This is a genomic window from Janthinobacterium sp. SUN073, from assembly GCF_030397665.1.
Taxonomy (GTDB): Bacteria; Pseudomonadota; Gammaproteobacteria; order Burkholderiales; family Burkholderiaceae_D; genus Janthinobacterium.
On sequence record NZ_JAPUBT010000007.1, the window covers coordinates 181648 to 194614 of the forward strand.

The 12967-nt window shown below is 62.2% G+C and carries 10 protein-coding genes; all 10 read left to right on the top strand.

The annotated features are described in order from the left end of the window. Positions 1-8: 8 nt before the first annotated feature. Positions 9-956, top strand: a complete 948-nt coding sequence (locus tag O0882_RS19430; protein ID WP_289950610.1) for a glycoside hydrolase family 43 protein — start codon at positions 9-11, stop codon at positions 954-956. A gap of 17 nt (positions 957-973) precedes the next feature. Beyond that, positions 974-2044 (top strand): aldose epimerase family protein, encoded by a 1071-nt coding sequence (locus O0882_RS19435; RefSeq protein WP_289950611.1) that lies wholly within the window; start codon positions 974-976, stop codon positions 2042-2044. 196 nt (positions 2045-2240) lie between these two features. Beyond that, positions 2241-3983, top strand: a complete 1743-nt coding sequence (locus O0882_RS19440) for an IlvD/Edd family dehydratase (RefSeq protein ID WP_289950612.1) — start codon at positions 2241-2243, stop codon at positions 3981-3983. A gap of 12 nt (positions 3984-3995) precedes the next feature. After that, positions 3996-4988 carry an AraD1 family protein gene (gene araD1 / locus O0882_RS19445; protein ID WP_289950614.1) on the top strand — a complete coding sequence of 331 codons (993 nt, stop codon included), beginning with the start codon at positions 3996-3998 and terminating at the stop codon, positions 4986-4988. Then, entirely contained in the window at positions 4985-6562 is a 1578-nt protein-coding gene (locus O0882_RS19450) for an aldehyde dehydrogenase (NADP(+)) (protein WP_289950616.1), read from the top strand. The genes araD1 and O0882_RS19450 overlap by 4 nt, the downstream gene beginning before the upstream one ends. Positions 6563-6596: 34 nt before the next feature. Beyond that, complete coding sequence (locus O0882_RS19455) at positions 6597-7364, top strand: SDR family oxidoreductase (protein WP_289950617.1); 768 nt, start codon at positions 6597-6599, stop codon at positions 7362-7364. 241 nt (positions 7365-7605) lie between these two features. Beyond that, a complete protein-coding gene (locus tag O0882_RS19460) occupies positions 7606-9156 on the top strand; it encodes an alpha-L-arabinofuranosidase C-terminal domain-containing protein (protein ID WP_289950618.1) in 1551 nt (516 codons plus the stop codon). A gap of 94 nt (positions 9157-9250) precedes the next feature. After that, complete coding sequence (locus tag O0882_RS19465) at positions 9251-10780, top strand: glycoside hydrolase family 43 protein (RefSeq protein WP_289950619.1); 1530 nt, start codon at positions 9251-9253, stop codon at positions 10778-10780. A 23-nt stretch (positions 10781-10803) separates the two neighbouring features. Next, positions 10804-11838, top strand: a complete 1035-nt coding sequence (locus O0882_RS19470; RefSeq protein WP_289950620.1) for an arabinan endo-1,5-alpha-L-arabinosidase — start codon at positions 10804-10806, stop codon at positions 11836-11838. A gap of 159 nt (positions 11839-11997) precedes the next feature. Continuing rightward, on the top strand, positions 11998-12960 hold the full coding sequence (locus O0882_RS19475) for an ABC transporter substrate-binding protein (protein WP_099761061.1): 963 nt from the start codon (positions 11998-12000) through the stop codon (positions 12958-12960). Positions 12961-12967 lie beyond the last annotated feature (7 nt).

Consider the following 12967-nt stretch of genomic DNA (forward strand, 5'->3'; position numbering starts at 1 on the left):
TAAACAACATGGCAGACATCTTGAAACCGCTGATCGAACAGCGCGCCGACCCGCATATCTACCGTCACAGCGACGGTTACTATTACTTTACGGCCTCCGTGCCCCGGTACGACCGCATCGAACTGCGCCGCGCCGACAGCATTGCCGGCCTGGCCGGCGCGCCAACGCTCGACGTGTGGCACAAGCCGGAAACGGGGCCATACAGCGAGCTGGTCTGGGCACCCGAGCTGCATTTCAATCAGGGCGCCTGGTATGTGTATTTCGCCGCCGCACCCAGCCGCGAAATCAAAGATAAACTGTTCCAGCACCGCATGTATGCGATCCGCAATACCAACGCCAACCCAATGGAAGGCGAGTGGGAATTCATGGGGCAGATCGATACGGGCATCGACACCTTCTGCCTGGACGCCACCACTTTTACGCACGACGGCGTGCTGTACTACCTGTGGGCGCAGAAAGATGTGGCCATCGAGGGCAATTCCAACCTGTACATCGCGCCGATGGCCACGCCGTGGCAACTGGCCGGCCCGCCCGTGATGCTGAGCAAACCGGAATTCGACTGGGAAATCCGCGGCTTCTGGGTCAACGAAGGACCGTCCGTGCTGAAGCGCAACGGCAAGATTTTCATCAGCTACTCGGCCAGCGCCACCGATGAAAACTATGCCATGGGCTTGCTGTGGGCCAACGAGTCCGCCGACTTGCTCGATCCGGCGGCGTGGACGAAGTCGCCCGAGCCCGTGTTTTCCACCTGCTACGAGCACGGCATTTACGGCCCAGGCCACAACAGCTTCACCACGGCCGACGATGGCGACGGCGTGTTGCTGGTGTACCATGCCCGCACCTACACGGAAATTGTCGGCGACCCGCTGTGGAACCCGGACCGCCACACGTTCGTCAAACCGCTGCGCTGGGATGCACAGGGCATGCCCGTGTTTGGCCGTTCATCGACCCTGTAAAACCTGGACCCGACGCCATGACCCCAGTTGATACTGCTTCAGTGACGCCAGCGCCGTTCGGCATCCTGCCCGACGGCCAGCCCGTGACGGTGTTTACCCTGACGAACCGCCAGGGCATGCAAGTGAAGGTGCTCGACTTTGGCGCCATCATCAGCGCAATCCAGGTGCCGGACCGCGATGGCACGTTTGCCGACGTGGTGCTCGGTTTCGAGCGTCTCGAACCCTACCTGGCCAACAGCGCGTTCCTGGGCGCCGTCATCGGCCGCTACGGCAACCGCATCGCCGAGGGACGATTCAGTCTGGACGGCAAGGATTACCAGCTGGCCGTGAATAACCCGCCGAATCACTTGCATGGTGGAACGCAGGGCTTTCATCAAGTGATGTGGCAGGCCGAGCCGTTCACGAAGGATGGCGCGGTCGGCATCACGTTGACGCGCAGCAGCCCGCACGGCGAAGATGGCTACCCTGGCAAGCTCGACGTGACGCTGACCTATGAACTGGACGACGACAACGCGCTGCACCTGCGCTACCACGCCGTGACGGACCAGGCCACACCGATCAACCTGACCAACCACAGCTATTTCAACCTGGCGGGGCAGGGCACCATCCTCGGCCACGAGGTGATGATCAACGCGGACCGCTACCTGCCCGTCGATGCGGGGGCTATCCCCACAGGCGAATTGGCGGACGTGGCGGGCACGCCGTTCGACTTGCGCCGGAGTACCGTCATCGGCGACAACATAGACTTGCCGCATGAGCAGATCCGCATCGGGCGCGGTTACGACCATAACTTTGTGCTCAATCAACAGCCAGGCCAGGCGCTGACGCTCGCCGCCAGCGTGCGCGAGCCGCAATCGGGCCGGGTGATGCAGGTGTACACGCAGGAGCCCGGTGTCCAGTTTTATTCGGGCAATTTCCTCGACGGCAGCCAGCACGGCAAGCTGCGCGCCCACAGTTACCGTGGCGCGCTGTGCCTGGAAACCCAGCATTTCCCGGATGCGCCGAACCAGTCCCACTTCCCGAACACCATCTTGCGGCCGGGCCAGGTGTATCAGACGCACACGGTGTACCGCTTTTCTGCCGAGTAGGCACCCCGGCCAAAACAGCCCACGCCCTGCCGCCACGCGCCCGCAGGGCGTTTTCATTGGCGCATGCTGATACCGTTTTCGATATCGGAACGCATTAAAAATTGATTGGAAAGGCATGGCAGGATTCTTTAGTATTCCAACATCGCTGCCCGGGCCGACGACCTTAGATCCGGCATGGCACAACCAGGAGAATGGCATGTCTGAGACAAAAAAGAAGGTAGCCCTGCGCTCGGCCGAGTGGTTCGGCTCGCAGGACAAGAACGGCTTCATGTACCGCAGCTGGATGAAAAACCAGGGCATACCTGACCACGAATTTCATGGTAAACCCATCATCGGCATCTGCAATACCTGGTCCGAACTGACCCCGTGCAACGCGCATTTCCGCCAGCTGGCCGAACACGTCAAGCGCGGCATTCTGGAGGCGGGCGGTTTCCCCGTGGAATTCCCTGTCTTCTCGAACGGCGAATCGAATCTGCGCCCGACAGCCATGCTGACGCGCAACCTGGCCTCGATGGACGTGGAAGAATCGATCCGCGGCAACCCGATGGACGCCGTCGTGCTGCTGGTCGGCTGCGACAAGACCACGCCGGCGTTGCTGATGGGTGCTGCCAGTGTCGACATTCCCACCATCGTCGTCAGCGGTGGCCCCATGCTGAACGGCAAACTCAACGGCAAGGACATCGGTTCCGGCACGGCCGTGTGGCAGTTGCACGAACAGATGAAGGCGGGGTCGATCACCTTGCACCAGTTCATGTCGGCCGAATCGGGCATGTCGCGCTCGGCAGGCACCTGCAACACCATGGGCACGGCCTCGACCATGGCCAGCATGGCCGAAGCGCTGGGCACCTCGTTGCCGCATAACGCGGCCATTCCCGCCGTCGATTCGCGCCGCTACGTGCTGGCGCACATGTCGGGCATCCGCATCGTTGAAATGGTGCACGAAGACCTGCGCCTGTCGAAAGTGCTGACGCGCGAGGCGTTTGAAAACGCCATCAAGGTCAACGCCGCCATCGGCGGCTCGACCAATGCCGTGATCCATTTGAAAGCGATTGCCGGGCGCATCGGCGTGCCCCTGGAGCTGGAAGACTGGACCAAGGTCGGCCGTGGCACGCCGACCATCGTCGACCTGCTGCCGTCGGGCCGCTTCCTGATGGAAGAGTTCTACTACGCGGGCGGCTTGCCGGCCGTGATACGCCGCCTGGGCGAGGGCGATTTGCTGCCGCACAAGAATGCGCTGACCGTCAATGGCAAGTCGATCTGGGACAACTGCGTCGAAGCGCCGATCTACAACGATGAAGTGGTGCGCACCCTGGACAACCCGCTGCTGGCCGATGGCGGCATTTGCGTGTTGCGCGGCAACCTGGCGCCACGCGGCGCCGTGCTGAAACCGTCGGCCGCCTCGCCGCATCTGATGCAGCACCGGGGCAAGGCTGTCGTCTTCGAAGACTTTGAACATTACAAATCACGCATCCTTGATCCGGACCTCGATGTCGACGCGAACTCCGTGCTGGTCATGAAGAATTGCGGCCCGAAAGGCTATCCGGGCATGGCCGAAGTGGGCAACATGGGCTTGCCGCCGAAACTGCTGGCGCAAGGCATCACCGACATGGTGCGCATCTCGGATGCGCGCATGAGCGGCACGGCCTACGGCACCGTCGTGCTGCACGTGGCGCCGGAAGCCATGGCGGGCGGCCCGCTGGGCATCGTCAGGGATGGCGACATGATCGCCCTTGATTGCCACGCCGGCAGCCTGAACATCGACATCAGCGACGCGGAAATCGCCGAGCGCCTGGCGGCCCGCGAACTGGGCAGCGCGCCCGGACCAAAGAGCGGCTACCAGCAGCTGTACATCGAACACGTGTTGCAGGCCGACGAAGGCTGCGATTTCGACTTCCTGGTCGGCAATCGCGGTTCCGCCGTGCCGCGCCACTCACATTAAGCGGAGACAATTATGCTGTTGCTGCAATTTACGAATGAACATGGCGGCCGCCTCGTCGGCCTGCTGCAAGACGACGTCATCCGCGTCATCGAAGGCTACAACACGACGTATGCGCTGGCGCAAGACGCTATCCGCAAAAAGGTCAACCTGGCGGAGCTGGTCAACGCCACCGTCGGCAACACCACGCATGTCTATGCGGACGTGGCCGCTGCCGGACGCGTGTTGCCGCCGCTCGACCACGCCGACGAAGCGCACTGCTACGTGACGGGCACGGGCTTGACCCATCTGGGCAGTGCCGGTGCGCGCGACGCCATGCACAAGAAGATTGGCGGCGATGCCGATTCCCTGAGCGACTCGATGAAAATGTTCCGCCTGGGTGTGGAAGGCGGCAAGCCGGCCGACGGCACGGCCGGTGCCCAGCCCGAGTGGTTCTATAAAGGCGACGGCTCCATCGTGCGCGCCAGCGGCCAGCCGCTGCGCATGCCGGACTTTGCCCTCGATGGCGGCGAAGAGCCGGAAATCGCCGGCCTGTACGTGATCGGCGACGATGGCCAGCCGTACCGGGTCGGCTACGCCATCGGCAATGAATTCTCGGACCACGTCACGGAACGCCAGAACTATCTGTACCTGGCCCATTCGAAGTTGCGCATGTGCAGCGTGGGTCCGGCCTTGCTGGTGGGCGAATTGCCCGCGCACATCGCCGGCACCTCGCGCGTGCTGGATGCGGCCGGCAATGTGCGCTGGGAAAAGGCCTTTGTCAGCGGCGAAGACAATATGTCGCACACGATTGCCAACCTGGAACACCATCACTTCAAGTATCCGCTGTTCAAGCGCCCTGGCGACGTGCACGTGCACTTCTTTGGCACGGCGACCCTGAGCTTTGCCGATGGCGTGAGCGTGGCGCCGGGCGAAACCTTTGAAATCGAAGCGCCGGCCTTTGGCCCTGCCTTGCGCAACCGCCTCGACGTCTTCCCAACCGCATTTGCGAAAGTGAGTACATTATGAGTTTCAATATCACCGGTGATGCATTGATCGGCGGCGTTGCCGTCAAGGGCAATGGCGGCTCTTTCGAAGCGTGGGACCCGGCCGCGCGCGCGCATATCGCGCCTGCCTTTCACATGGTGGACGCCGCGCAAATCGACGACGCTTGCCGCCTGGCGCAAGCCGCGTTCGATCCCTTCCGCGCCACCAGCGACGCCGAGCGCGCCGATTTTCTCGACACCATCGCCGCGCAAATCGGCGAATTGGGCGACGACTTGATCGTGCGCGCCATGACGGAAAGCGGCTTGCCGCGCGCGCGCCTGGAAGGTGAACGTGGCCGCACGGTGGGTCAGCTGAAACTGTTCGCCGGCTTGCTGCGCGAAGGCTCGTGGACCGATGCGCGCATCGATTCAGCTTTGCCCGAGCGCACGCCGCCGCGTCCTGACTTGCGCTTGCGCATGATCGGCCTGGGCCCCGTCGCCGTGTTTGCGGCCAGTAACTTCCCGCTGGCCTTCTCCGTGGCCGGCGGCGATACGGCCTCGGCTCTGGCCGCCGGCTGCCCTGTCGTGCTGAAAGCCCACTCGGCCCACCCTGGCACCTCCGAGCTGGTGGCGCGCGCCATCGTCAAAGCCATCGAGATTTGCCAGCTGCCGGCAGGCGTGTTCGCCTTGCTGACAGGCACGGGCAATGGCATCGGCCAAACCCTGGTCGCCCATCCAGCCATCCAGGCGGTGGGCTTCACGGGATCGCGTTCGGGCGGCATCGCCCTGATGAAGGTGGCGGCGGAACGTGCGCAACCGATACCCGTATATGCGGAAATGAGCAGCATCAACCCCGTGTTCGTGCTGCCGCAGGCGCTGGCCGCCCGTGGCGCGGCGATCGCCAGCGGTTTTGCCGCCTCGCTGACGATGGGCGTGGGCCAGTTCTGCACCAATCCCGGCCTCGTGCTGGGCCTGGAAGGGGCCGACTTTACGGCCTTTGCCGCCGCCGCCGCCGACGCGCTGGTGCCGGCACCGGCCGCCACCATGTTGACGGCCGGCATCGCCAGCAGCTATGCCAAGGGCGTGGCCGCGCTGGCGCAGCATGCCGACGTGACACCGCTGGTGCAAAACGCTGGCGAGGAAGGCAAGGGCGCCGCCGCCCTGTTCGTCACCTCGGGCGCGGCATTTTTAGCCAGGCACGATCTGCGCGACGAAGTCTTCGGTCCCGCCTCGCTGCTGGTGGCCTGCCGCGACATGGATCAATTGCTGGCGATCACGGAAAGCCTGGAAGGCCAGCTGACGGCCACCCTGCAGATGGATGCCGGCGACCTGATTGATGCGCGCCGTTTGCTGCCCGTGCTGGAACGCCGCGTGGGCCGTATCCTGGCCAACGGTTTCCCGACCGGCGTGGAAGTGTCGACGGCCATGGTGCACGGCGGCCCGTTCCCGGCCACGTCGGACGGCCGCAGCACCTCGGTTGGCACAGCGGCCATCAACCGCTTCCTGCGCCCCGTGTCCTACCAGAACCTGGCGCAGGACTTGCTGCCGGAGTCGCTGCGCGATGATAATCCGCTCAGTATCTGGCGCCGTCACGATGGCGTGCTGGGCAAACTTTAATCATCAAAAATAAAAATACACAGGCGGAGACAAGATGAAGCAATTGGCGAAATATGGCAGCTTGCAGGGCAAGCGCGTGTTCATCACGGGTGGCGGCAGCGGCATCGGCGAATCTTTGGTGGCGGAGTTTGCGGCCCAGGGCGCGCTGGTGGCGTTTGTCGACATTGCCGTGGAAGCGAGCGAGGCCTTGTGCCGCCGCCTGGCCGAAGCGGGCCTGACGGCGCCCTTGTTCCGTCATTGCGACATCACGGATATTGCATCGCTGCAAGCCGTCATGGCGGAACTGGCGGAGAAGCTGGGCGACTTCGATATCCTCATCAACAATGCGGCCAACGACCAGCGCCATCAGGCGCAGGACGTCACCCTGGAATACTGGAACGAGCGTATTGCGATCAATCAACGTCCCATGTTCTTTACCTGCCAGGCCGTCTTCGAGGGCATGAAGCGCAGGGGCGGCGGTTCCATCATCAACGTCAGCTCGATTTCCTGGCACATGAAGTCGGGCGGCTACCCCGTGTATGCCACCACCAAGGCGGCCGTCGTGGGCCTCACGCGGGGCCTGGCGCGCGATTATGGCGCCCACAATATCCGCGTCAACACCGTCACGCCCGGCTGGGTCATGACGCAGCGCCAGATCGAGCTGTGGGTCGACGAGGCGGCGGAAGTGGAGATCAAGAAAAGCCAGTGCTTGCCCAGCAAGCTGATGCCTCAGGACATCGCCGCCATGGTGCTGTTCCTCGCCTCCGATGACGGAGCGATGTGCTCCAGTCAAGAGTTCATCGTCGACGCCGGCTGGGTTTGACAAAACGTCCAGGGCGTTGTTGCAGGGGCGGAAGTCATCGTACTGATGTACTAGCGTACTGTCTTCGCCCCTGCGCCTAGCCCTGGGCGTTTTGTCTGGCGCGGGTTTGCCCGCAGCTACCTTCCCCTTTTGAAACACCCCTCATGCCGCCCCAACCCTGCGGCAGGAGAGGCATCGCCATTCCAGATTGTGCCGGGGGTTGACCCCGGCCCTTGCTTTTCACTAAAAAACAGGAGACAGCATGAAATTCATCAACACCCGCATCGTGGCCCTCAGCCTGGCCATGGCCGCCGGCAGCGCCTTTGCCGCGCCCGTCAGTGTCACCATCGACGCGGCCAAGCCCGGTCCCGTGATCAACAAGAACGTCTACGGCCAGTTCGCCGAGCACCTGGGCACGGGCATCTACGAAGGCATGTGGGTGGGGCCGGACTCGCCGATCCCGAACACCAAAGGCTGGCGCAATGACGTGCTGGGCGCGCTGAAACAGTTGCACGTGCCCCTGGTGCGCTGGCCGGGCGGCTGCTTTGCCGATGAATACCACTGGAAGGATGGCATCGGCGCACGCGAGAAGCGCCCGACCAAGGTCAACACCAACTGGGGCGGTGTGGAAGAGTCGAACGCCGTCGGCACGCATGAATTCTTCGACCTGGCCGAGCTCTTGGGCGCGCAAACCTATATCAACGGCAACCTGGGGTCCGGCACGCCACAGGAAATGTCCGAGTGGCTAGAATACATGACGTCGGACAGCAAATCGACCCTGGCCGAGCTGCGCCGCAAGAATGGCCGCGCCCAGCCGTACAAGGTCGATTACTTTGGCATCGGCAACGAAGCCTGGGGTTGCGGCGGCAATATGCGCCCGCAGTACTACGCCAATCTGTACAAGCACTATCACACCTTCATGAAGACGCCGGAAAGCGCGCGTCCGAAATTCATCGCCAGCGGCGGCAATGACGACGACATCAGCTGGTCCGCCACCCTGAGCCGCGAGATCAAGCCGAACATGATGGACGCCATCAGTTTCCACTACTACACGGTGCCGACCGGTATCTGGGAAAAGAAGGGCGCTGCCACCGGCTTTGGTGAAAATGAATGGATTTCCACGCTGAGCCGCACCCTGCGCATCGATAGCTTGATCAAGAACAATCTCGCCGCCATCGACAAGAACGATCCCTCGAAAAAGACGGGCTTGTACGTCGATGAATGGGGCACCTGGTACGACGTCGAGCCGGGCACCAATACGGGTTTCCTGTTCCAGCAAAACAGCTTGCGCGATGCCCTGGTCGCGGCTCTGAACTTCAATATTTTCCACCAACACGCGGACCGCGTGCGCATGACGAATATCGCGCAAATGGTCAACGTGCTGCAAGCGATGATCATCACGGACAAGGATAAATATTTCCTGACGCCCACGTATCATGCGTTTGAAATGTACGTGCCGTTCCAGGATGCCACCTCCCTGCCGGTCGCCATCGCTGGCAATGGCAAATACAGCCTGGGCAAGGTCAGCATTCCGGAAGTGAGCGCCTCGGCCGCGCGCGGCAAGGATGGCAAGGTGTACTTGTCGCTGGTCAACACGAACCCGCACAAGGCCGTCGACGTCAATGTGGCGCTGGCCGGCAAGCAAGTGGCCAGCATCACGGGCCGCGTACTGACCGCCGGCAAGATGGATGCTGTCAACAGCTTTGCGCAACCGCAAGCCGTGCAGCCGGTGGCGTTCAATGCCAAGGCGCAAGGAGGCAAGCTGACCGTGTCTATCCCGGCCAAGGCCGTGGTGGTGGTCGCCGTCGAATAAACGCCTGGCTTCCTGCTGTCTACTCTGTGCCGGTGCGGGAGCTTTCCCGCGCCGGCCAGCCGCATCGTGCTGCACGTTGTAGAGAAAGTATTCCATGAACAGAAGAGAAGCTGTGCTGGCGCTGGGTAGCGCCATGGCCCTGGCCGCCTGTGGCGGTGGTTCGTCCGATAGCGCGCCTGTCGTCTCCGTCACGCCGCCCGTGGTGCCGCCGGTCGTCCCTCCCGCTGTCGTTCCACCAGTACAAGGCGCCATCATTTTTAGCAATGTCTCCGTGCACGACCCGTCCGTGATCAAGGTGGCCGGCACCTATTATGTGTTCGGCTCGCACCTGGCGGCCGCCAAATCCACCGACTTGATGAACTGGACGAAGATGGCCGACGGCGTCAATGCCAGCAACCCCCTGTTCAACAATGTCGTCACCAGCCTGGCTGACACCTTTGCCTGGACGCAAGTGACGGGCCTGTGGGCGCCCGACGTGATCGCGCTCGACAATGGCAAGTTCGCCATGTACTACAACAGCTGCAAGGGCGATTCGCCCCGTTCCGCCATGGGCCTGGCCCTGGCGGACAAAGTGGAAGGCCCATATGTCAATCAGAAGATTTTCCTGAAATCGGGCATGTGGGGCCAGATCAGCGAGGATGGCGTGACTATCTACGATGCGCTGACGCAACCGAACGTGGTCGACCCGAACATCTTCCGCGACGCTGCCGGCAAGCTGTGGATGATCTACGGCTCGTATTCGGGCGGCATCTTCATCCTCGCCATGGACCCGGCCACGGGCTTGCCTGTCGCGGGGCAGGGCTATGGCAAGCACGTGATCGGCGGCAACCATAGCCGCATCGAGGGCGCCTACGTGCTGTACAGCCCGCAAACGCAGTATTACTACCTGTTTACGTCGTTTGGCGGCCTGGATGCCAACGGCGCCTACAATATGCGCGTGGCCCGTTCGCGCGCGCCGGACGGCCCGTACGTGGATGGCAAGGGCAACGATATGCGCCAGGTCAAGTCCAACCCCGCCTTGCCCCTGTTCGACGACGCCAGCATCGCGCCCTTTGGCCAGAAGCTGATGGGCAACCATCAATTCGCGCTGGCCGCTGGCGAGACGGGCACGCCGCTGGGATATGTGTCGCCAGGACACAATTCGGCGGTATACGATGCCGCCACGCAGCAGTATTTCCTGATCTTCCATACGCGCTTCCCGAATACGGGCGAGTTGCACGAGATCCGCGTGCACGAATTGTTCATGAATGGCGATGGCTGGCTGGTGGCGGCGCCATTCCGTTATGTGCCATTGAGTCGCAGCGCCACGTCGCTGGCGGCGCAAGTGGTGGCAGCGGACGTGGCGGGCAGCTATCAATTGGTCAATCATGGCAAGGATATTTCCACGGTGCTCAAGCTGTCGCAAACCATCAATTTGCTGGCGGACGGCACCATCACGGGCGCGCAGGTGGGGAGGTGGATACACCAGGGCAACAATCTGATCGCCATTACCCTGGTGTCCGGCGGCCTGTTCCATGGCGTGCTGTCGTGCCAGTGGAATGGCAATGCTGGCGCCTTTGTCGTCACGTTCACGGTGCAGTCCGCCGATGGCGTGTCGCTGTGGGGCGCCCGCACGGGCAACTAACAAGTCAAAGTCAAAGGAAAACAATGATGCAAACGCTCAAGCGCGGCCTGGCCGCTGTTACCGCCACCTTGCTGGCGCTGTCCTGCCATGCCGCGCAAGTGAGCGTGCACGACCCTGTGATGGCGAAGGAAGGCGACACGTATTATCTGTACAGCACGGGCCCCGGCATCACCTTTTACAGTTCGAAAAACATGCTCGACTGGCAGCCCGAAGGGCGCGTCTTTGCGGGCCAGCCCACGTGGGCCAAGACAGCCGCTCCCAGCTTTGACGACCATATCTGGGCGCCCGACGTGCAATTTCACGACGGCAAATATTACCTGTACTACTCGGTCTCCGGCTTCGGCAAGAACACGTCCGGTATCGGCGTGACCGTCAACACCACGCTGAACCCCCGCTCGCCCGACTACCGCTGGGTCGACCAGGGCATGCTGCTGCAATCGGTGCCCGAGCGCGACGAGTGGAACGCCATCGACTCGAACATCATCACCGATGCCAAGGGCACGCCGTGGATGTCGTTCGGCTCGTTCTGGAACGGCATCAAGCTGGTGAAACTCAATGCGGACTGGAAAACGATTGCGGAACCGCAAGAGTGGCACTCGCTGGCGCGCCGGGCGCCGCTGCCGCCACGCGCGGGCGAATTCAAGCCCGCGCCCGAGGAAATCGAGGCGCCGTTCATCTTCCAGCGTGGCGATGACTATTTCCTGTTCGTTTCCTGGGGCCTGTGTTGCCAGAAGGAAAAAAGCACCTATCACCTGGCCGTGGGGCGTTCGAAAAGTGTGACAGGCCCGTACCTGGACAAGGATGGCCGCGACATGGCGCAGGGCGGCGGCACCGTGGTGCTGCAGGGCGACAAGGACTGGCAAGGCCTGGGCCACAACAGTGCGTACACGTTTGACGGCAAGGATTACCTGGTGCTGCACGCGTATGAGACGGCGGACAATTACTTGCAGAAGCTCAAGATCCTGCCCATGACGTGGGACCAGGACGGCTGGCCGCAAGTCGATGCGCGCGATTTGAACCGCTATCAAAGCCGCCAATTGCCGGCCGCCAAACGCTGAGGGGCCAGGAGAGGTATGCCAGGCGATACGTAAATCGGTATCGCAAGCGAAAAAGAATTGATTGGATGGCTATGTTGCTTTCTCCTACCATGGGTTCATAAAAAACCGCCCATCCTGCATCCGGCTGTGATGGTATTCCAAAAAAAACTGGAGACAAGAATGAAATTGACACGCCGCACACTCCTCGCCAGCGCCATGTTGTTGGCACTGTCCGCTACTTCTTCCGCCTTCGCCGCCAAGCCCCTCGTCATGGGCTTTTCGCAGGTAGGCGCCGAGAGCGAATGGCGCACCGCCAATACCGTCTCCATCAAGGAGGCCGCCAAGAAAGACGGCGTCACCCTGAAATTTGCCGATGCGCAGCAAAAGCAGGAAAACCAGGTCAAGGCCCTGCGCTCGTTCATCGCGCAAAAAGTCGATGTGATCGCCTTTTCGCCGGTCGTTGAGTCCGGCTGGGATACCGTTCTGCGCGAAGCCAAGGCTGCCAAGATTCCCGTCATCCTGACGGACCGCGCCGTCAACGTGGCCGACAAATCGCTGTACGTGACCTTCATCGGTTCCGACTTCGTGGAAGAGGGCCGCCGCGCCGGCCAATGGCTGCTCGAGCACGCCAAGAAAACCCCGGATGCCACCTTGAACATCGTCGAACTGCAGGGCACCGTCGGTTCCGCGCCGGCCATCGACCGCAAGGCGGGCTTTTTGGAAGTGGTGGGCAAGAATCCGAAGATGAAGATCATCCGTTCGCAAACGGGCGACTTTACGCGCGCCAAGGGCAAGGAAGTGATGGAAGCGTTCCTGAAGGCCGAAGGCAAGAAGATCAACGTGCTCTACGCGCACAATGACGACATGGCCATTGGCGCCATCCAGGCCATCGAAGAAGCGGGCATGAAGCCGGGCAAGGACATCATCATCATCTCCATCGATGGTGTCAAAGGCGCGTTCGAGGCCATGATCGCCGGCAAGCTGAACGTGACCGTGGAATGCAGCCCGCTGCTGGGCCCGCAACTGATGTCCATCGCCCGCGATGTGGTGGCCGGCAAGCCCGTGCCAGCGCGCATCACGACGGTGGAAGGCGTGTTCCCTGCCGAGGTGGCCGCCAAGGAATTTCCGAACCGTAAGTACTAAGCTTGCC